The sequence below is a fragment of the Kordia sp. genome, from assembly GCF_965224175.1.
Lineage (GTDB): Bacteria > Bacteroidota > Bacteroidia > Flavobacteriales > Flavobacteriaceae > Kordia.
In genome coordinates, this window is sequence record NZ_OZ245041.1 from 3,329,696 (window position 1) to 3,352,022 (window position 22,327).

18 protein-coding genes and 1 tRNA gene are annotated in these 22,327 nt (G+C 32.6%); 10 read left to right on the forward strand and 9 right to left on the reverse strand.

All coding sequences use genetic code 11. The features are described 5' to 3' along the window. The first annotated feature begins 4 nt into the window (after positions 1–4). The 4 genes from ACOQOS_RS14395 to ACOQOS_RS14410 are packed head-to-tail and all read left to right on the forward strand — an operon-like array spanning position 5 to position 2,947. Complete coding sequence (locus ACOQOS_RS14395; RefSeq protein ID WP_420571164.1) at positions 5–859, forward strand: DUF4249 domain-containing protein; 855 nt, start codon at positions 5–7, stop codon at positions 857–859. Positions 860–870: 11 nt separating this feature from the next. Then, a complete protein-coding gene (locus tag ACOQOS_RS14400) occupies positions 871–1,920 on the forward strand; it encodes a sensor histidine kinase (protein WP_420571165.1) in 1,050 nt (349 codons plus the stop codon). Beyond that, on the forward strand, positions 1,917–2,666 hold the full coding sequence (locus ACOQOS_RS14405; protein ID WP_420571166.1) for a LytR/AlgR family response regulator transcription factor: 750 nt from the start codon (positions 1,917–1,919) through the stop codon (positions 2,664–2,666). Before ACOQOS_RS14400 ends, ACOQOS_RS14405 begins: the two co-directional genes overlap by 4 nt. A gap of 29 nt (positions 2,667–2,695) precedes the next feature. Next, positions 2,696–2,947 carry a hypothetical protein gene (locus tag ACOQOS_RS14410; RefSeq protein ID WP_420571167.1) on the forward strand — a complete coding sequence of 84 codons (252 nt, stop codon included), beginning with the start codon at positions 2,696–2,698 and terminating at the stop codon, positions 2,945–2,947. 178 nt (positions 2,948–3,125) lie between these two features. On the opposite strand, the gene ACOQOS_RS14415 is transcribed toward ACOQOS_RS14410, so the two are convergent. Together ACOQOS_RS14415 and mce are read right to left on the reverse strand one after the other, a co-directional pair. Further along, a tRNA-Ile gene (locus tag ACOQOS_RS14415) sits at positions 3,126–3,199 on the reverse strand. 53 nt (positions 3,200–3,252) lie between these two features. Continuing rightward, positions 3,253–3,654: a methylmalonyl-CoA epimerase gene (gene mce / locus ACOQOS_RS14420; protein WP_420571168.1), complete on the reverse strand. Its 402-nt coding sequence runs from the start codon at positions 3,652–3,654 to the stop codon at positions 3,253–3,255. A 106-nt stretch (positions 3,655–3,760) separates the two neighbouring features. Between mce and rbfA the strand changes: the two genes are divergently transcribed. Together rbfA and ACOQOS_RS14430 are read left to right on the forward strand one after the other, a co-directional pair. Further along, positions 3,761–4,153: a 30S ribosome-binding factor RbfA gene (gene rbfA, locus ACOQOS_RS14425; RefSeq protein WP_420575151.1), complete on the forward strand. Its 393-nt coding sequence runs from the start codon at positions 3,761–3,763 to the stop codon at positions 4,151–4,153. Further along, on the forward strand, positions 4,154–5,365 hold the full coding sequence (locus ACOQOS_RS14430; protein ID WP_420571169.1) for an ABC transporter permease: 1,212 nt from the start codon (positions 4,154–4,156) through the stop codon (positions 5,363–5,365). It begins immediately after the preceding gene. A gap of 267 nt (positions 5,366–5,632) precedes the next feature. On the opposite strand, the gene dusB is transcribed toward ACOQOS_RS14430, so the two are convergent. The 4 genes from dusB to ACOQOS_RS14450 all read right to left on the reverse strand — a co-directional run bounded on the left by dusB (position 5,633) and on the right by ACOQOS_RS14450 (position 10,693). Continuing rightward, the gene (dusB, locus tag ACOQOS_RS14435; protein ID WP_420571170.1) at positions 5,633–6,625 is read right to left on the reverse strand and encodes a tRNA dihydrouridine synthase DusB; all 993 of its coding nucleotides are present in this window, start codon (positions 6,623–6,625) and stop codon (positions 5,633–5,635) included. A 154-nt stretch (positions 6,626–6,779) separates the two neighbouring features. Next, positions 6,780–7,655: an SDR family oxidoreductase gene (locus ACOQOS_RS14440; RefSeq protein ID WP_420571171.1), complete on the reverse strand. Its 876-nt coding sequence runs from the start codon at positions 7,653–7,655 to the stop codon at positions 6,780–6,782. Between the two features lie 84 nt (positions 7,656–7,739). Beyond that, positions 7,740–8,114 carry an RrF2 family transcriptional regulator gene (locus tag ACOQOS_RS14445; RefSeq protein ID WP_420571172.1) on the reverse strand — a complete coding sequence of 125 codons (375 nt, stop codon included), beginning with the start codon at positions 8,112–8,114 and terminating at the stop codon, positions 7,740–7,742. A gap of 149 nt (positions 8,115–8,263) precedes the next feature. Further along, positions 8,264–10,693, reverse strand: coding sequence for a TonB-dependent receptor domain-containing protein (locus ACOQOS_RS14450; RefSeq protein ID WP_420571173.1), 2,430 nt, complete (start codon positions 10,691–10,693; stop codon positions 8,264–8,266). A 130-nt stretch (positions 10,694–10,823) separates the two neighbouring features. Between ACOQOS_RS14450 and lepA the strand changes: the two genes are divergently transcribed. Next, positions 10,824–12,620: a translation elongation factor 4 gene (gene lepA, locus ACOQOS_RS14455; RefSeq protein ID WP_420571174.1), complete on the forward strand. Its 1,797-nt coding sequence runs from the start codon at positions 10,824–10,826 to the stop codon at positions 12,618–12,620. A 71-nt stretch (positions 12,621–12,691) separates the two neighbouring features. Here lepA and ACOQOS_RS14460 read toward each other — a convergent pair whose 3' ends face one another. The 3 genes from ACOQOS_RS14460 to ACOQOS_RS14470 all read right to left on the reverse strand — a co-directional run bounded on the left by ACOQOS_RS14460 (position 12,692) and on the right by ACOQOS_RS14470 (position 17,495). After that, entirely contained in the window at positions 12,692–13,129 is a 438-nt protein-coding gene (locus tag ACOQOS_RS14460) for a hypothetical protein (protein ID WP_420571175.1), read from the reverse strand. Between the two features lie 11 nt (positions 13,130–13,140). Next, a complete protein-coding gene (locus ACOQOS_RS14465) occupies positions 13,141–14,991 on the reverse strand; it encodes a cation:proton antiporter (protein ID WP_420571176.1) in 1,851 nt (616 codons plus the stop codon). Between the two features lie 86 nt (positions 14,992–15,077). Beyond that, positions 15,078–17,495, reverse strand: a complete 2,418-nt coding sequence (locus ACOQOS_RS14470; RefSeq protein ID WP_420571177.1) for an HRDC domain-containing protein — start codon at positions 17,493–17,495, stop codon at positions 15,078–15,080. A gap of 389 nt (positions 17,496–17,884) precedes the next feature. Here ACOQOS_RS14470 and ACOQOS_RS14475 point away from each other — a divergent pair, with 389 nt between their 5' ends. The 3 genes from ACOQOS_RS14475 to ACOQOS_RS14485 are packed head-to-tail and all read left to right on the forward strand — an operon-like array spanning position 17,885 to position 22,271. Then, entirely contained in the window at positions 17,885–18,742 is an 858-nt protein-coding gene (locus ACOQOS_RS14475) for an MBL fold metallo-hydrolase (protein WP_420571178.1), read from the forward strand. A gap of 29 nt (positions 18,743–18,771) precedes the next feature. Further along, entirely contained in the window at positions 18,772–20,397 is a 1,626-nt protein-coding gene (locus ACOQOS_RS14480; RefSeq protein WP_420571179.1) for a S8 family peptidase, read from the forward strand. Positions 20,398–20,432: 35 nt separating this feature from the next. Then, the gene (locus ACOQOS_RS14485) at positions 20,433–22,271 is read left to right on the forward strand and encodes a M1 family metallopeptidase (protein ID WP_420571180.1); all 1,839 of its coding nucleotides are present in this window, start codon (positions 20,433–20,435) and stop codon (positions 22,269–22,271) included. Positions 22,272–22,327 lie beyond the last annotated feature (56 nt).

Consider the following 22,327-nt stretch of genomic DNA (forward strand, 5'->3'; position numbering starts at 1 on the left):
TATCATGAAGAAAATACTTTTTAGCCTTATCATATTCGTCATCGTAAGTTGCGAAACAGAAGTAACCAACGATATTACCTTAAACGGATCTACACCTCGATTAGTAATTAATGGTGGGATAGAACGAAATACAACAACTCCACTAGCCGAACAGCGTATTGAACTTACCTCAACAATTGGCTTTTTAGACACCACTGATCCAACGCCTGTAACAAATGCAGATATATCTGTAAGTGATGGGACAAATGACTTCACGTTTACACACGTTGGAGATGGTGTTTATACAAATTCAACTATTGTAGCTGCCATAAATACAGAATATACCATTACTATTATTTGGCAAGGTGAAACATATATAGGTAGTGACACGTTAACTGAAGTAGTAGATTTTGATAATGTGTATGCTGAGTTTGAAGCAGAGACTTTATTTACGGATGAAGGATATTTTGTAAAGTTTGATGCCACAGATCCAGCTGGTATAGAAAACTATTATTATTACAGAATCTTTAAAAATGGAGAATTTTTTATTGTTGCCGATCCTGGAAATAGTTTTACATTAGTAGAAAGTGATGAATTTTTTGACGGACAACAACGTACAGGCGTAAAACCAAATGAAGAAGTAATTTTTAAAGTTGGAGATACTGCCAAAGTGCAACAATTATCAATTACAGAAGAATATCATGATTTCTTAGTAGAGTTGTTTACCCAAACAGGAAATCAAGGACTTTCTTTTGTTGGAAATCCACCGCCAGCTTCCATACGAAGCAATGTTTTAAATACAAGTACACCAAGTAACAGAGCTTTGGGTTATTTTTACACAGTTGATGTTGCAGAAGAAACGATTGAAATTATTGAATAAGAACAGAAAAAATGCTTAAAAACGGAAGAATATATATCTACGGAATCTTTGTAATGCTTATTGTAGTGTTTAACTTCATCTATGAGTTAGAGCACACTACATTACAAGAAGCATTAAAGGAATCTGTAGTTATTTTTCCGATGGGATTCACCTTTATTTGGATGATTTACAAATCAAGAAGATTCTTGATGAATAAAGTCCTTCATTTTAAAGGAAAAATCATCAATACTTCTAATAAAATAGTGCTAGGAATTATTATTTTCCTAAAAGCATTAGCGATCACGTTATTAAGTAAAATAATCGTTACGTTTTTCTTTGTAGATGAAGATGAAGATGTTACTGTTTTTTCAGAAGAAGTATTATTTTTAGTCACCTATCTTGGAATTTTAGTGATTACGCTTTTTGTGTATTTCTTTGAACATTATTTAGACGTATTAGAAAATAGACACAAAATGGAAATTCAACTTTCTAAGCATGAAAGTGAAAAAATTATTTCAAAATACTTATCGCTAAAAAAGCAGTTAAATCCACATTTTTTGTTCAACAGTTTTAATAGTTTATCTGCCTTAATAGATATTGACGCACAAAAAGCAGATTCATTTTTACAAGAACTATCAAATGTGTACAGATACAATCTAGATTACAGTGAAGAACTCGTGGTTTCGGTTGAAAAGGAATTGGAGTTTATAAAGTCCTACATGGCATTACAACGGATCCGTTTCCACGAAAGTATCACTATAAATTATCAAATAGAAGCAGCTAAAATGAAATATTTATTGCCGCCAATGACCTTAGAGTTATTGGTTGAAAACGCGATAAAACATAACATTATTGAAAAGTCTAATCCGTTAGAAATAAACCTTTATACAGAAGGTGAATATATTGTCATAGAAAATAATTTTCAACCAAGAACAATGGCTGTTGACAAAGAATCATCCTTAGGTATTGGGTTAAAAAATCTGAAAAATCAATATGAATTAATTCATACACAAAGTCCAACGTTTAACATAGAAAACGAAAAATATATTGCTCGTATTCCCTTAATACAACCTGAAATATGATGAATGCTATACTAATTGAAGATGAAGATATCGCAGCGATAAAGCTTCAAAAAATGATTCAAGATATTGATGACAGTATTCAAATTGTAAAAATAATTTCATCGGTAAAAGAATCTGTAGCATATCTATCTAAGCATCAACCTGATTTGATCTTTTTAGACATCAACTTGTCGGATAATAATTCCTTTGAAATTTTTAATCAGGTTGAAAATATTAAATCGAAGATTATCTTCACAACAGCATATTCAGAATATGCTATCAAAGCTTTCGAGCTTAACAGTATTGATTACTTACTAAAGCCTATTTCGAAAGAAGCATTGGCGCGTAGTATTCAAAAATTAAAAGACTTAGAAAGTGATAAGGTTCCAAGTTATGCAGAATTGTTTAGAAGCTTAGAAAACAACTTTAAAAAGCGTTTCTTGGTGAAAATGAACAACTCGTTGGTTAGTATTGAAATTGCAGATGTTGCTTATTTTTATTCGGATGAAAAAGTAACCTTTATAAAGCTTAAAAATGGAAAAAGCGTTCCTATAGATTATTCACTAAAAAAACTAGAAGAAGTCTTAAATCCAATTGATTTTTATAGAGTGAATAGAAAATATATTGTACACATATCTTCTATTAAAAAAATGTACTATTCTTCAAAATCTAAAATTGTATTGCATTTAGAACCAGCTTCTGAAGACGATACCATTAGTGTTCCTATTGAAAAAGTAGGTCAATTCAAAAAATGGTTGTCTATTTAATATAAAAGCAATTTAATTCCCTCAAATTTATGGTTTCTTGTATTATAAAATCGAAAGGTTCGCTCTTAATTGAAGTAACAGATCGCTTTGCAGACAACGATCTCAATAGTATTTTTCTCTTTTTAGAATCCTTGATTGACGATTATTCTCATACCAAAGTATACTTCAAAATAGAAGCAACCATCAAGAAACAAGTCAATCAAAAACTAGAAAATAATATACGATTAAAGCCTTATCAAATATTATATCTATCAAAAAATAATCAAAAAATAGCCTCTTGACAAGTTTAATTAATTCATAAGTTACAATAGTTTATAGTCAAGAAAAAAGCCTTTCAGTTTCCTGAAAGGCTTGCGCATTATAAAATACGATCAAATGTTAAACCTCTTTTAAAGGAGTTCAACATAAAATTCGCTCAAAAAATAAAAACCTTCCAGTTTCCTGAAAGGTTTTATAAGGTGGTCCCACTTGGGCTCGAACCAAGGACCCTCTGATTATGAGTCAGATGCTCTAACCAGCTGAGCTATGGGACCAATGCGGGTGCAATATTACTATTTTTTTTAATTCCGTAAAAATTTAAATTGCATTAAATTATTTCTTGGCACAACTCTATCAGCGTACCATTGGTAGATTTTGGATGTAAAAAAACCACTAATTTATTGTCTGCTCCTTTTTTAGGTGTTTCGTTTAGCACAATAAATCCTTCACCTTTTAGGCGTTCTACTTCTGCATGAATGTCCGTTACATCGAAGGCAATATGATGTACTCCTTCGCCTTTTTTAGCAATAAATTTTGCGATTGGACTATCATCACGAGTGGCTTCAAGTAGTTCTATTTTGCTTTCGCCTAATTGGAAAAAAGAGGTTTTTACGCCTTCACTTTCCACTTCTTCCATTTTGTAATGTTCTTTGTTGAACAACTTTGCAAATAATTGGTTGGATGCTTCAATATCTTTGACCGCAATTCCAATATGTTCTATTTTATTCACGATTTTTTAGTTTAATTCTCAATTATTGCCTAAAGTTATTGCAATTCAGCAGTAAAGTCAACGTTTTATAGTCTTAATATTCTATTTTTGCAGTATTATGAGTGATATTGAAAGTAATAGACAGAAAAAAATAGCAGGTGTTTTACAAAAAGATTTGGTAGACATCTTACAAGGCGCTGCACGAAGTGGCGGATTAACGAATGTTATTATTTCCGTAACGAAAGTAAACGTAACTGTTGATCTTTCTGTAGCGAAAGTATATTTAAGCATTTTTCCACATAACAAAGGAAAAGAGTTATTAGAAGGTATTCAATCAAATGCGCCATTAATTAAGCATGAATTGGCGCAACGTGTAAAACATCAATTGCGTAAAGTTCCTAGTTTAACTTTTTACGTAGATGATTCTTTAGAGTATATTGAAAACATAGAAAAATCTTTAAAAGGAGAAGAAAACCCAATTCAAGATCCTGATTTATTAGAAAAAAGAAAAAAGTCATAATTGAAATTTCCTTTTTACATAGCCAAGCGTTACTTATTTTCTAAAAGTTCGCAAAATGCCATTAATATTATCAACATTATTACAAGTGTTGTGGTTGTGATTGGTGCATTGGCTTTGTTCATTGTACTTTCAGGATTTGCAGGATTAAAGACCTTTAGTTTGTCATTTAGCAATGATTTTGATCCAGATATTAAGATTGAAGCGGCAACGGGAAAGACATTCAGCGTAAGCGAAAACCAACTCAACGCATTAAGAGAAATTCCTGAAATTAGTTCTTTTTCTCAAGTGGTAGAAGAACGTGTTGTATTGAGTTTAAATAACAAACATCACATTTCTAATATAAAAGGAATTGATGCTTCTTTTAGAAATGTCAATGCGATTGATAGCATTATGTACATAGGAAATTGGATAAATCCGCAAGTGTATGATGAAGCTGTTGTTGGTGTTGGTACCGCAAATTTACTCAGTGTTGTAGCACAAGATTATACTAATTTATTGGAAATTATTGTACCAAAACCTGGTACCAAAAGCATTACGAGTAGTTCTAAAAATCCGTACAAAAAGGTGAAAGTTATCACGCAAGGAATGTACCGGATTAATGAGGATTTGGATAGTAAATATGTGTTTACCAATTTAGAATTAGCACAAGAATTGCTGGATTTGAAAGCAAGCGAAATTACACATATAGAGTTTAAACTTCAACCAGAAGCTGATCAAGCTCTTGTAAAAGAAAAGATTGCCACTATTTTTGATCACAAGGTTTTAGTAAAGAATAGAATTGAGCTAAATGATGCATTATACAAGATGTTAAATACGGAAAATATCGCTATTTACCTCATCTTTACTTTGGTGTTGATTCTAGCTTTGTTTAATGTTGTTGGAGCAATTGTGATGATGATTTTAGATAAAAGAAGTAATTTGAAAACGCTTTTTAGCATGGGAACTACCGTAAAGCAAATAAAGCGCATTTTCTTATTTCAGGGAATTATTATTACTGTTTTAGGAGGATTGTTGGGAATTGCTTTAGGTGTAATTATTGTATTTATGCAATTACAATTTAAGCTGTTTTACATTACTCCAAAACTTCCATATCCTGTGGAACTAAGTTTTATGAATTGTGTGACTGTATTTCTAACAATTACTATTTTGGGCGTATTGGCTTCGTTTTTAGCTAGTAGAAGAATCACAAAAGATTTTATTGCGAATTCTTGATTAGACTACTTAGACTCCTATCGCTTAGACTCGGCTTTGCCTTTTTGACTTGTTTCTGCTTACGCAGAAATCCCTTAGACTTGCTTTTAGATTACTAGATCGTTTTGTGCTGTCTTTGCCAAAAATCTACTTCTTACGTATGATAAACCTTTGACTTTCCATACCGTCAGTTCGAGTGATTTTTCAGAATAAAATGAAGAAAAATTGTATCGAGAGTTACTTTGAAACTAAAGCGTTAAGTATTTTTAAATTTCGATGATCGAGTAATCATACGAATTGATGATCGCCGAATTTCTCGTACACTTCTTCAAGTACTTTAAAAACTCCTGCAGAATCATCTGTGGTCACTAAACGTTGTCTGTATTCTTTAAAATGTGGAATTCCTTTGAAATAGTTGGTATAATGTCTTCTAGTTTCAAATACTCCTAAACGCTCACCTTTCCAATCAATAGACATTTGCAAATGACGACGAGCCGCATCAATACGTTCTTCCATGGTTGGTTTTGCCATATGTGTTCCCGTTTCAAAGAAATGTTTTACTTCTCTAAAAAACCAAGGATATCCAATACTTGCACGACCAATCATAGCGCCATCTAAACCAAACTTATCGCGCATCAACATCGCTTTTTCAGGAGAATCTACATCACCGTTTCCAAATACTGGAATGTGCATACGCGGATTGTTTTTTACCTCAGCAATAGGATGCCAATCAGCTTCACCTTTATACATTTGCGCGCGTGTACGACCGTGAATTGCAATAGAAGCACAACCTACATCTTGCAAACGTTCGGCAACTTCTACAATTTTAATAGAATCATGATCCCAACCTAAACGTGTTTTTACTGTTACAGGCAATTTAGTATGTTCTACCATGGCTTTTGTTAATGAAACCATGAGATCAATATCTTTTAAAATTCCTGCGCCTGCGCCTTTGCTTACCACCTTTTTTACTGGGCAACCAAAATTAATGTCAATGATATCTGGTCCTGATTTTTCAACAATTTCCACCGATTTTAACATGGAATCTAAGTTGGCACCAAATATTTGAATCCCTACAGGGCGTTCTTTTTCGTAAATGTCGAGTTTCATCGTACTCTTTGCTGCATCACGAATCAATCCTTCAGAAGAAATAAATTCTGTATACACTACATCTGCGCCTTGTTCTTTGCATAATGCTCGGAATGGCGGATCACTTACATCTTCCATAGGTGCTAAAAGCAATGGAAAGTCTGGTAACTCTATGTCTCCTATTTTAACCACAATACGTTATTCTTAAAAGATTTGGCAAAGATACATGAAAATTTAAAACGTAGTCACAACAATTATATGATGACTTTTGCTTTAATATATAAAAAATGCAAATTTTTATAACTTGCGTTTAATTTCTTGTCTTTCATTAATATCATTTTGACTTTTAATTACTCCAGTTTACAGATGCTGCCCAATCTAATAAAGGTTGTGGAGATATATCTAATAATTCGTTTGTTTTTTGAAAATCCTTATCTACAAAATCTGAATAGTTTTGTTCAATAAAGCGATATAAGTTGGAAATTTCTTTAGCTGCCAAGTCTCCAAATCCTGGTGCTATTTGTTTTTCAAATTCATTCGGAGGAACTGGTACGAAGTTTAATTCTTGATTTATTTTTGAAGCAATCGCTGCCGTAATTTCTTCACCAGTAACGAGATTTCCTCCTATTGGAAGTGTTTTACCTGCTAATTCAGGTTTTTCAATTGCTTTTGCAACATACTTACCAAGATCGCTATGACTAACCCAAGGTAATTTTTGGTTTGATGCAATTGGATATGGAACAATTTTATTTTCCAAAATTACAGGAATAGACCAAGGTGCTGCAATATTGTCTAAATATAAATCCGGTGCTAGCGTTATGAGTTTCAAACCCGATGCATCAAATAGTTTTTTCATAGCTAACTTCATGTCTAATGCTAATAATCCGGTTTTTTTTGTAGATAAATGAAAAGTAGTATTGAATACAATAAGCGGAACATTTTCTTTTTTTGCTGCCGCAATAAAGTTTTCTGTGTATGATTTTGCCAAATCAAGATCAAAAATTAATGGAAAAGAATACACAGCTGCTTGTGTGTTTTTCATAGCTTTTGCTAATGATTCTCTATGTTCTAATCCACCTTCAATAATTTCTATTGCTGTTGTTGGCGGCATTCCTTGTGTTAAATCTCGTTTAAGCGTTACTACTTCATGATTGTTCTTCAACAATTCATTTGCGATACTACTACCTTGAAATCCGGTAGCTCCTGTTACGAATACTTTCATGTTTTTATAATTTATTTGTTCTTGAAATATTAAAATTAATTTGTTACTATAATAAAAATTGTTACAGTTTAATTTAAAAAAAAGCTAAAATTGATTTTTAAAAGCTTCAAGCGTCTGATTTTTCAAACGATTTACAATTGCATCATCAATATCTACAAACATCGAAAGTAGCTTATCATTGATTTGTTCTCCTATTTTACAAGCAGCATTTGGCAAATTACTTGAGAGGCTTAATACATGTTCACTTCCTTTTGCAGACAGAAAAACATCTGAAATATAAATATCCTTTGCAGGTTTCATCAATTTTATTCCTCCATTTTTTCCTTCCTTGCTTTCAATCAAACCATAATTTTTTAGTGCTTTTAATTCTTTTCTGACCAAAACAGGATTAATGTTAATACTACTAGCAATTATACTAGAAGCTAACCATTCATTGGGATGATACGCCAATAAAGTCATGATATGAAGTGATATGGAAAATTTACTTTTAACCAAAATAAAATGATACTGTAATAATTTTTATTATAGTACAAATGTACTTATAAAAATAACTCGTTTCCAAATAATGAAGCAATAATTTAATAAAATGTCAATTGAAACTTAATTTTCTACTCTTTCAAACGTTCTTGTTCTGCTGAAGATTTGGTACGTTGATTGGTTTGAAGTTTTGTGTTTCCAAAGTTATAACGGAAACCTACACGAATGGTTTGAAAGTCATAATTTGCACGATAAAAGCTATTTTGACTAAAATATTGCGTTGTATTGGTTAGATCTTGTCCATTAAAAATATCATTCAACGTAAGTGAAATGGTCGCTTTTTTATTCCACAAAGTCTTGCGAAGTGACAGATTCACCAAGTTTCTATTGGAAACTTCTGATAAGCCTTGAATATTAGAAGAAACATATAATACTGAAAGGTTTGCTGTTAAACTTTGATCTTTCAAGAATGTAAAATTATTGTCTATAGAAGTATAGTTTGACCATTTTTTTTGTGACACAGAAACATTTTCCAATGTAAAAGTATCTTCTAAATTAAATACTGAGGTTACTAATGATACGTCCCAATTATCAAGTATAGAAAAATATGTAATAAAGTCTAAACCGTAGTTTACGTTATTTTCTATGTTTGAAGCAACATATTGTAACACATCATTTTCGTTGTCTTGTAATGTTAATTCATAGATTGAACCTTTATCGTATGTGTAATATGCTTCGATAAAAAATTTATCAGCAATCTCAACGCCTACCTTATAATTGTTGATTATGGAAGGTTGTAATCTTGGATTTCCTGTAGCAAATGAAAAATCAGTAAAGTTATATCGAAACGGATTTAATTTGTCAAAACTTGGACGTGTAATTCTTCGACTAAAGTCTACATATATATTAAATTTATCCGATACTCGATGACTTACATATGCCGTTGGGAATAATTCGAAATAGTTTTGTGTATTTATTTGGTTTGTACTGCGTGAATTCCCTTTGATTTCTGTTTGTTCTCCTCTAAAACCAATTTTTAAACTCCATTTTTCCCAATTCTTTGCATAACTCACGTATGCTGCATAAATAGATTCATCATATTGAAATGTGTCAGAATTTGAAATATCTAAGGTAGAAACGTCATTTTCTATGTTAAACTGCCACAAATTGCTATCCGTTTCTATGTTTGCCACTTTAGCTCCAGCTTCAAAGTTTGCCGTTTCACTCATAGGTAATTCGTAATCAACTTGTCCGCTCAAAATATTTGTTTTCTGATTGGCATGCGTTGTAAACGCAGTGGAAAAATCAGGATTTGAAACTACTGTATACGCTGTAGAAATATGCTGATCGTTTGCTTTGTCGTAATCAGTATAATGAATATTTGCTGAAAGCTTCTCGCCTTCCTTTTCAAAATGATGTACATAATCTAAGTTTAAACCTAAATTATGTTTGTCTTCATGAGATCGGTTGATGGCTGCTAATGAGAAATCTTCATTTGTCGCGGTTTGATCGTCTACAACAGCGTTTGTAAATGTATTTCGTCTCCAATACGGAAGGTGTAATAAGTTTCCAGAAAAACTCAAAGTATTTTTATCGTCAAACTCATAATCAACATTTAAACTGAAATTATGCTGATTGGACCAAGTATTTCGATTGATGTCTGAATTCCAAACTGACGTTGTATTCAAAGCATCTAAATAATTAATGGTTTCTTGATTATCTCTATTGATCTTTGAATGTGTGTAATTATAATTCCCAAAAATAGTAAACTTACCATGCTTGAAAAACTGATTGATTCCAGCATTATAACGTGGAAAAACTCCTTGTGTAAAATTTCCATACACGCTTCCATGATAACCTACAATCAGGTTTTTACTCATAACTATATTCAAAATAGTTCCACCTTGGGCATCATAGCGCGCTGGTGGATTGGTAATGACCTCAACAGATTTCACTGTTTCTGCAGGCGTTCCTTCTAATAATTGATAAATTTCACTTGCAGAAAGATGTACTTTTCGATCATTAATATATACTGTTGGTGTACTATTTTTAATAGATAAACTATTGTTGATAATAAGCACGCCTGGTGTTCTACGTAGTACTTCCCATGTATTGTCTTCAGTAAGTGCAGTTCCTTGAATATTAAATACCAAACGATCTATTTCGCGCTTTAATACAGGCTTTTTTGCTATTATAGTAATATCTTCTAACGCTTCTGTATCTTTTTGAAGTACTATTGTTCCTATATCAAGATTTTTAGTGACTACAATTTCTGTATTGTAGGTTTTATAGCCTAAAAAACTAATATTTAGTGTGTATTTTCCTTTGGAGATTTTTGAAATTGTGAACTTTCCTGAAGCATCAGACGAACTTCCATGTACGATATTGCCATCGTTTATGAGTACCGCATTGGCAAAAGAGATCGCAGTTTCCGAATCGGAAGCAATCAATTTACCTGAGACATTATAGGTTTCTTGTCCAACGGCAGTAAAAAATGTAAAAAACACAAATAAACTTGTGATTTTTAGGTTCATGGCTATGGTTTGGTTAATTGGACGCAAATATATTCAATTTTATTGAATGTAGAAAAAAAGCTACATGTATAATTAAAAAATCTTCGTATCTGCTCTCAAAACACATGTATTTACCTAGTAAAAAGCTATATTTGCAAATTATTAGCTATAGATTTAGATGAAGCACATTAGAAACTTTTGCATTATTGCACATATTGATCACGGAAAGAGCACGTTAGCTGACAGATTGCTAGATTTTACAGGTTCTGTAAGTGAGCGAGAAAAGCAAGATCAATTATTAGATAACATGGATTTAGAACGTGAGCGTGGAATCACGATTAAATCACATGCTATTCAAATGGAATATACGTATGAAGGACAAGAATATATCTTGAACCTAATTGATACACCAGGACACGTAGATTTTTCATATGAAGTTTCACGATCTATTGCTGCTTGTGAAGGAGCTTTACTTATTGTAGATGCTGCACAGAGCATTCAGGCGCAAACTATTTCTAATTTGTACTTGGCTTTAGAAAATGATTTGGAAATTATTCCAGTATTGAACAAAGTAGATTTACCAAGTGCCAATCCTGAAGAAGTAACCGATGATATTGTTGACTTATTAGGTTGTGATCCTGAAGAGGTAATTCACGCAAGTGGAAAAACAGGCTTTGGTGTCGATAATATTTTAGCTGCCGTTATTGATCGTATTCCTGCTCCAGAAGGAGATTATGACGAGCCGTTGCAAGCTTTAATTTTTGACTCTGTATACAATTCTTTTAGAGGTGTTGAAACGTATTTTAGAGTCATTAATGGTTCTATTAAAAAAGGACAACGTATCAAATTCGTTGCAACTGATAAAGAATATAATGCGGACGAAATTGGAACGTTAAAGTTAAATCAGGTTGTTAAAAAAGAAATCAAAACTGGTGATGTTGGATACTTAATTACAGGTATTAAAGATGCACGTGAAGTAAAAGTTGGTGATACTATTACTGATGCTAAAGAACCAACAACCAATGCTATTGAAGGTTTTGAGGATGTAAAACCAATGGTTTTTGCAGGAATTTATCCGGTAGATACTGAAGATTATGAAGAACTTCGTAACTCTATGGAAAAGCTACAACTAAATGATGCTTCTTTGGTATTTACACCTGAAAGTTCTGCTGCATTAGGTTTCGGTTTTCGTTGTGGATTCTTAGGAATGTTACACATGGAAATTATTCAAGAACGTTTGGAACGTGAATTCAATATGACCGTAATTACAACGGTTCCTAACGTATCATACCATGCCTTTACAAAGAAAGATCCTGATGAAATCATCATCGTAAATAATCCTTCCGATTTACCTGATCCGTCAAGTTTGGATCGTGTGGAAGAACCTTATATTAAAGCAACAATCATTACAAAATCTGACTTTGTAGGTAATGTAATGTCGTTGTGTATTGAAAAACGTGGTTTAATTACCAATCAAACGTATTTGACAACAGAACGTGTAGAATTATCGTTTGATATGCCTTTGGCAGAAATTGTATTTGATTTTTATGATCGATTAAAAACAGTTTCTAAAGGATATGCATCATTTGACTATTCGCCAATTGGAATGCGCGCTTCAAAATTAGTACGTGTCGATATTTTATTAAATGCACAAACAGTAGATGCACTTTCAGCATTAATTCACTTCGATAATGCGTATACAATCGGTAAAAAGATGTGTGAGAAGTTAAAAGAATTGATTCCAAGACAGCAGTTTGATATTCCAATTCAGGCAGCTATTGGAGCAAAAATCATTTCTCGTGAAACCATCAAAGCACTTCGTAAAGATGTAACGGCAAAATGTTATGGTGGTGATATTTCGCGTAAGCGTAAACTATTAGAAAAGCAGAAAAAAGGTAAAAAACGTATGCGCCAAGTTGGGAATGTAGAAATACCTCAACAAGCGTTTATGGCGGTATTGAAACTGAACGATTAAACACAAAATTTTATATACATAAAGCGATTGTAAGAAGATTACGGTCGCTTTTTTAGTTTGATAAAGTTGTATTATGATTCATTCGTAGGCTTATTCTCTAATTCATTTAATGTAACTGGCTTCCAAGTATCATTTAATGAATTTCGACAAGAAATTGCTAAATAGTAGCACATATTCTCTAGATTTTTAAAGGTTTTCGATTTACCTTTTTCTATGTTTTGCAGCTCTTTTTCAAAATTAATCATAGCATCGCATACTTGCTGATCTTCAATCATGGCAAGCTTTCCCCAATAATATTGACGAAACTCACTGATTTCTTCTCTTACTGTGCTTATATCTTTTGAAACAACTATTTTAGAAGTCAATTCTAATACACGCTCATAGTTTTCATAGCGTTTTTGCCAAAATTCTTTCTTAAATTCTTTCTCTTTTTCATTGACAAACTTAATAATTCCAAATATCGCCGTAAATACAGAGATGGCAATTCCTATTAAAATCTCCCATTTCATACTACATATTTTTATTCGGTTTGAGTTGCTTCCAAATCAAACGGTTTTCCCAAGTATACTAACTTCCAGTTTTCACCAATTTCGTCTATTTCGGTATTGTATGAGGAAATAATGTGAAACTCTCCGTCTTCCTTTTTAATAAACAAAGGAATAATGTACTTATCGTTATTGGTATATTCAATTAAACTCTTGTAATGGCTTGTATCGTTAATATCAATTTCTTGAATAGAAGGAAACTTACGAGTTACTTCCGTAAGCGAATTATAATCGTCAGTATGAGAAAATAAACCTTCTTTCGGATTGTTATTTTCATCGAGCATTTCTTCTCGTGTCACCAACCTGAACGAACCATTTTCACCAAATTCAGCACCGTACTTATCAACAGCAAACTTATTAATATCTGAGTTTCCCGTAAGTGCCATTAAATAACCTACATCATTCAGTTCTATATTATCTGTAAGTGTGTTAGAATAGATGTCAGTACTGATAGCTTCTATGCCTAATTCTTGTGCTATCTCTATGTTATTTTGATTGCTATCAATTAATACCACGTTGCGTCCATTTGCTTTTAAATAGTGACCTATTAATCTTGATACCTTTGAAGCACCAACAATTAAAATTCCTTCTGATTTTGTTAAAAATACTCCAACTAATTTCGCAAATAAGCGCGCTGTAGTAGCATTTAATAATACAGTACCAAGTACAATCATAAATACCAATGGTGTAATGTATTCGGCTCCAGCAACATTTTGATTTACTAATTTACTTCCAAATAATGACGCAATTCCGGCGGCCACAATTCCTCGCGGTCCAACCCAACTAATAAAGAGTTTTTCGTTGGTTTTCAATTTTGAATTTGAAGTACTTAAGAAAACGCCTAACGGTCGTATCACAAAAACGACAAGCACAAATAAAACCGCTGTTTTCCAGTTATATAATAGCATCAAATCTTTCATATCAATATTTGCAGCAAGCAGAATGAAGAGTATCGAGATTAATAATACACTGAGCGATTCTTTAAAGTATAGAAGTTCTTTTATATTTTCAAGTTTTCCGTTTCCTAGTACCATTCCCATCACCACAACTGCCAATAAACCAGATTCGTGCGCAAAGATTTCAGATTCTACAAATACCAATAAAACCACAGAAAGTGATACTACATTGAGTAGGTAGTGTGGAATAAATTTTTTGTTGATCGCAAACGCTAAAGCATGTGCAAATGTAAAGCCGAACGTTGTTCCGAAAAGGATAATTTTTCCAAATTCAATTAAAGCTGTCTTTGTAAAGCCGCTATCGCCTTCTACACTAATAAATTCAAATACCAAAACGGCTACTAAAGCACCAATAGGATCAATCAGAATTCCTTCCCATTTTAATACTGTAGAGATATCTTTTTTCAAAGGAATATTTCGAAGAATCGGCGTAATCACTGTTGGTCCTGTTACAATAATCAATCCTGAAAACAAGAATGATAATTCCCAACTTAGTCCAAAAACTAAATGTGCTACAATTCCAGCACCAAAAAATGTAATTGCTGAACCTAGTGTAATAAGTTTTGTAATTACGGGACCTACATTTTTAATTTCTGCACGTTTCAAGGTCAATCCGCCTTCAAACAGAATAATACTAATGGCTAACGACACAAAATAATACAGACTTTCTCCTGGAAATAGTCCTTTTCCTTTTTCATGATTCCAAATGGGTTCAATCCATTTAGTTCCATCTTCCGACAAAAATTCTGCGGCAACTGGTCCAACAAGTAACCCAATGAGTATTAATGGTAAAATTGCTGGAATTTTAAATTTCCATGCAACCCATTGTGCTAATATTCCTAAAATAATAATTCCTGCTAATTCGAGCATGTGCTTTTTTTATTGAATTGTAAATTTAACAATTAAAATACTAAGATAAGTTAGATCTTAACATATTAAAAAAACAGTTTTTGAAATTAGTTATTCTCACTATACTTTAGCAAGACTCGAAGTTCGTTATACGAAAAATCAGTACCTGCAATTTCTTTGAGTTCATTTAAACCGTCAAACATATTATTTTTAATAATTTCCAATCCTTTTGATACTTTTTCTTCTGGTAATATTTCGGTAATTTTCAATACACCTTCCATCACATAATGTCCTAAATGTCCAAAAATTGTAGAAGCTGCCAAAGCTCTTTTTTCAGCAATCTCTTCTACAGACAAACCTTCTTTAAAAAAGTCTAATGAAGTTTCTTTTGTATTTTTCTTTTCAACTTCAATGATGACTTCTTCCTTCATCGGAGAAAGATTGTTTTGAGTGATATAATCGTTGATAATTTCTAAAATTTCTTCACCATATTTTTCTACACGTACTTTGCCCATACCGTGTATTTTTTTGAGTTGTTTTGGTGTTGCTGGTAATAGTTCACACATTTCAAACAATGATTTCTGTGTAAATACTTGAAATGGCGGAATGTTATCGGAATTGGAGATACTCAACCTAAATAATCGTAAATTTTCAAACAATTCTTCATGTGATGTTGAAGTAGCTATTGGACGTTTTACCACCTTCACTTCTGAAACTTCTAAGACGGCATTTGCGCGTATTTTTAAGTAATTTTCAGTTGAAAAATGATTTGACAACGCTTCTAAAATCTTAGTTTTTACGGCTAGTTTCTCTTCCAAATCTTTCAATTGTTTTTCAATATCTGTTGAAACTGCTTGATTGTCGGTTGCAAAAGTGAACGTACTCAAAACCTCAGCGATATGTTGCTTCGTTTGAGTTTTAAAATAAGCAACTGCTTTCTTAAAACGATCTTGAATGGTTGCATCTTCCTCAGGATTTTCAATAGTTTTCGCTAATGATGCTAACTGACTTTTAAATTTAGTATTAACCTTTAACAAAGGGATAATTCCTGTGTCTTTGATCGTTTCTAATGTTTGTAATAAGTTTCCTGCAAGCGTGTTTTTGTTTTTATGATATAAATCTAGCAATCTTTTTACTGGATATAAAAACGGATTGTAATCAAATACTTCGCTGATTAAATCTAGCTGAAATGCTTTCTTTGAAGCTTTCAAATCGGCCTCGTTAGGTTCATTTTCTTCAAGTTGTTCCGTAAACGTATCTACAGTAGTATCACTAATAATACTTGCTGCTTTTATAGGTGTTTTTAATACAATACCTTCCAATGTTTTACATCTACTCAATGCTACATAGGTTTGTCCGTGCGCAAAAGAAGCTTCCGCATCAATAATTGCTTTATCAAATGTTAACCCTTGACTTTTATGAATGGTAATTGCCCATGCCAATCGTAGTGGAATCTGTGTATACGTTCCTTCAATAGTATTGGAAATTTCTTTGGTTTCTTTATTGAGTGTATACTTTATGTTTTCCCAAGTTTCGTAAGTTGCTTCAATAATATCATCTTCTGAGCATTTTACAGTGATGGTTTCTTTATCCAAATGAATTACAGTACCAATTTTTCCATTATAATACCGTTTTTCAATAGAACTATCATTTTTAATGAACATTACTTGTGCGCCTTCTTTGAGTACTAAGTTTTCGCTATTTGGATATGTTTTTTCATTAAAATCACCTGAAACTTGTGCAACATACGTTCTTTCATGCGTGTCTAAACTATCTAATTGTTCTTGATTGATAGCGTCTGCACGATTGTTATGTGTAGTAAGTGTAATATATCCATCTTCCTTTTTTGGATTGAAATTTGGTTGGTATTGTTTATTTAAACTTTCTGCTGCTGCAGTAGAAAGTTTATTGTTTCGAATCTCATTAAGAATTGCTATAAACTCCTGATTTTGTTGACGATAAATATATTTTAATTCAATAGCCAAGATAGCAGCTTTCTGATAAGCAATGCTGCTAAAAAAATAAGCAGTTTGGTAATAATTTTTCAACAATTGCCATTCATTAGGTCGTACCACAGGTGAAAGTTGTTGCAAATCTCCAATGAGTAATAATTGTACACCACCAAAAGGTTTCGTTCTATCTTTATACCTACGCAATACAGCATCAATACCATCTAATACATCAGCACGTACCATACTAATTTCATCAATCACAACAAGATCTAAAGATCTTATAATGTCAATTTTGGTTTTACTGAATTTACGTTGTGTCGTTGTTTTTCTTTCAACTGCATTAGGAATAAAAGGTTCAAAAGGCAACTGAAAAAAAGAGTGAATGGTAACACCTTTCGCGTTAATTGCTGCTACACCAGTAGGCGCAACCACAACCATTCGTTTAAAGGAACTTTCTTTAATTTTATGTAAAAAAGTTGTCTTTCCAGTTCCTGCTTTACCTGTTAGAAATAAATTTCTATTCGTTTTTTCTATAAAATTAAATGCTAAGTCTAGCTCTTTATTAATTTTCATAAGATATTTCTTGCTTTAAAGATAAAAGAAATAGAGTGTTTTTTTATTTTACAAAAGTCTTATGTTACTTTTCTCAAGTAACATTCTTTAGAAAACAAAAACTTTAAATATATAAGAATTATGCTACATTAAGTTTACGTTGATATATTATTTCAAAAATATGATTTTAGCGGAAAAACTATAATATCTTTAAAAGATACTAGCTTTGAAGGCATTCCTATTGATAATCACTCCAACTTTTCATATTACTTCTACATATTGGGTAAAGAAGTACAGGAAATTGTATTAATATTAAGAATATACCTTTAGTTTTCTTAATAAAACCTTAACAATCACACTTTTTTGTTGTGGTTTTGTTAATTTGCAAGACAAAATTAGAAATAACTTTTATGAAGCTATATCCTATTGCCGCTGGAAATTTTAAATTAGATGGTGGTGCTATGTTTGGCGTAGTTCCGAAATCATTGTGGCAACGTACCAATCCTGCAGATGCCAATAATATGATTGATATTGCCGCAAGATGTTTATTGATTGAAGATGGAGAGCGACTTATTCTTGTCGATACAGGTATGGGAAATAAACAAAGTGATAAGTTTTACGGCTATTACCATCTTTGGGGCGATGATTCAATTGAAAAATCACTGAAAGAACACGGTTTTCATAAAGACGATGTTACTGATGTGTTTATGACACATTTACACTTTGATCATTGTGGCGGAACCATTCAATGGAATAAAGATCGAACTGGTTATGAGCCAGCATTCAAAAATGCTCGGTTTTGGAGTAATGAAAATCACTGGCAATGGGCAACAATTCCAAACAGACGTGAAAAAGCTTCTTTTTTGAAAGAGAACATCCTTCCAATGCAAGAAAGTGGTCACCTCAACTTTATTGCGCAACCAGAATTAGATATTTTAACAAAATCTGCGCTCGGTTTTGATGTGTTTTTTGCAAATGGTCATACAGAAAAACAAATGATTCCAATGATTCATTATAAAGGAAAAACTATTTGTTTTATGGCAGATTTGCTACCAACTGTTGGACATTTACCACTTCCATTTGTCATGGGGTACGATACAAGACCTTTGCTAACTCTTGATGAAAAAGAAAAATTTCTAAACATGGCAGCAGATCAAAATTTTTATCTCTTTCTAGAACACGATGCGCATCACGAAATCATTACGGTAAAACATACTGAAAAAGGTGTTCGCTTACATGAAGTATTTACCTGTAAAGATATATTTTAAAAACCCACTATTTATACAATACTAAAAAAATGAAATTTATTAAACCCTCAATTTATGCTGCTTCTCTGCTATTATTAGCAGGTTGTGGAAGCACAACAGCCCCTATTTTATCAACTCCTATTGCAAACATAGACGCTACACCCTTAAAAGAACGTTCGCTTACAGAAGAAGAACTTAAAACTTGGGGACACAAAGATTTAATTACAGATACCATTCCTGGGATGAGTATCGATAAAGCATATGCTGAAATCATCAAAGGTAAAAAAGGTAAAAAAGTTATTGTCGCAGTATTAGATTCAGGAATCGATATTGATCATGAAGATTTAGATGACGTAATTTGGACCAACTCAAAAGAAATTCCAAACAACGGAAAAGATGATGACAACAATGGTTATATAGACGATATTCATGGTTGGAACTTTTTGGGTGATTCATACAATGAAACTCTTGAAAAAACACGTATTCTAAAAAAAGGAACAAGTCATCCAGATTATGCTAAAGCTAAAGCGGAAGTCGAAAAAGAATATGAAGAATATAATGCAGGTAAAACACAATTAGAGCAAATCTCAGCGCGTGTTAAAGATGTAAGTACCTCGATAAAAGCACATTTAAAGAAAGATGATTTTTCTTTAGAAGACGTAAATGCCATACAAACAAAAGATCAAACTTTATTACAAAATATTGGTATTGCTAAACAACTGTTGAGCAGAGAGGAGTTTGATACATTTAATGATGTTGAAGAAACCCTTAAAGAAGAAATTACTGGTGCTAGTGATTATTTAAACTATCACCTCAACACTAATTTTGATGGAAGAACGCCAGTTGGTGATAATCCATATGATATTACAGATACAAATTACGGAAACGGAAATGTAAAACATACGGTTAAAACTGAAGCGCACGGAACGCATGTTGCTGGAATTATTGCTGCAGAACGTAACAATGGTAAAGGAGCAAATGGTGTTGCAAATAATGTAGCAATCATGGCAGTAAGAATGGTTCCTAATGGCGATGAATATGACAAAGATGTTGCTTTAGCTATTCGTTATGCTGTTGATAATGGCGCAAGAGTTATTAATACAAGTTTTGGTAAATATTTCTCTCCAAATTCTGATTGGGTTCGTGATGCTATCGCTTACGCGGGAAAAAACAATGTGCTTATTGTAAATGCTGCTGGAAATGAAAATGAAAACTTAGACTTAATAGCTGTATATCCAAACGATCAAATAAAAACAGGAGCTGAAGTATCTGATACCTTCTTAACGGTTGGTGCTTTGAAAAATAAATATGGATCTCAAATGGTTGCCGAATATTCTAACTACGGACAAACAAACGTAGATGTTTTTGCACCGGGATCTAAAATTTATTCAACATTCCCAGAAAACGAATATAAATCTATTGGAGGAACATCTATGGCTTCTCCTGGTGTTGCAGGAATTGCTGCTTTGATTTTATCTCAGTATCCAAAATTAACAGCTGCACAAGTAAAAAAGATTATTATGCAATCTGGTCTTCCTATCAACAGAGACGTTGTTGTAGATCAGTCTAGTGGAGCTATGCCGTTTTCGAAAGCATCTCGCTCAGGAAAAATTGCAAACGCCTACAACGCGCTTATTTTAGCTGACAAAGTTAGCAGAGGAAAAGTGAAGTTATAAGTTATATCAAACAAACTCTAAAAAATATAAAACAGATGAAAATTTTTAGTAGAATAAGCATCCTTATCGTTCTTGTTTTTTCGGCTTGTAAACCTCAGCAAGAAACAATGAGTACAGATAAAAATATGGTTTCCTACAAAGCTAATTCAACCTATTGGCAACAAAAAGTTGATTATACGATGGATATTGATATGAACGTGAATAACTATCAATATACAGGAGCTCAAAAATTAGTCTACACAAATAATTCACCTGATGTTTTAGATAAAGTATACTACCATTTATACTTCAATGCTTTCCAGCCAGGAAGTGAAATGGACGTACGTTCTAGAACTATTCCAGATCCAAGTACAAAAATTGGAGACAGAATCAGTAAATTATCTGATAGTGAAATTGGTTATATAAGAGTCAATTCTTTAACGCAAGACGGACAAAAGCTAACACATACCACTGAAGGAACAATATTAGAAGTAACCTTAGCAAAGCCTATTCAACCAGGTGCTTCTACTACGTTTGATATGAATTTTGTAGGACAAGTACCTGTACAAATTCGTCGTTCTGGAAGAAACAATAAAGAAGGTGTTGCTTTATCTATGACGCAATGGTATCCTAAAATGGCTGAATATGATTTTGAAGGCTGGCACACACCACCATACATTGCACGTGAATTTCATGGTGTTTGGGGAGATTTTGATGTAAAAATTACGATTGACAAAAACTATGTTATCGGTGGAACTGGATATTTACAAAATCCTAATCAAATAGGATACGGATATGAAACTGGAAAAGTAGAAAGACCTGCGGGAAATACACTTACTTGGCATTTTAAAGCGCCAAACGTACATGATTTTACTTGGGCAGCCGATCCAGATTATATTCATGATACCAGAAAAGGTGCAAATGGTGTAACATTACACTTTTTATATAAGAACGATCCGGAAATCAAAGAAAACTGGAAAGAATTACAATATAAAACTGCAGAAATGCTTGTGTATTATAATGAATACATCGGGCAATATCCATACAAACAATACTCTGTAATTCAAGGTGGTGATGGTGGAATGGAGTATGCAATGTGTACTTTAATTACTGGAAAAAGAAAGTTTGGAAGCTTAGTTGGAGTTACTGCACACGAATTGGCACATACTTGGTTTCAGTTCTTACTTGCTACCAACGAATCTAAACATGAATGGATGGATGAAGGCTTTACTTCATATATCTCTGATCGTTGTATGAATCATATTATGGATATGAACAGAGAGAATCCATACAAAGGTTCTTACAAGTCGTATTTCAATCTAGTAAAATCAGGAAGACAACAACCACTTACAACACATGCTGATCGTTACAATTACAATAGAGCGTACAGCGCATCTGCCTATAGCAAAGGAGAACTTTTCTTAACACAATTGGAATATATTATTGGAAAAGAAAATGTAGAAAAAACGCTCAGAAAGTATTTTGATGACTTTAAATTCAAACATCCAACACCAAATGATATCAAAAGAACTGCAGAAAAAGTTTCTGGAATTCATTTAGATTGGTATTTAACAGATTGGACACAAACAATCAATACTATTGATTACGGTGTAAAGGAAGTAAAAGGAAATAAAATTGTGTTAGAACGTATTGGATTAATGCCAATGCCTATAGATTTAACTGTAAATTATACGGATGGTTCTAGTGAAGAATTTTACATTCCATTACGTATGATGCGTGGAGAAAAGTCAACAACGGCTACTCAAAAAGCTGATTGGGCTTGGGCATATCCATTCTATTTATTGGAAACAAGCAAAACGGTTAAAAGTGTAGAAATTGATCCTTCACAATTAATGGCAGATATCAACAGAGAAAACAATGTTGGTAGACCATAATTAGAAATTATACAAACTAAAAAAGCGAGGAAATAATTGTTGTTTCCTCGCTTTTT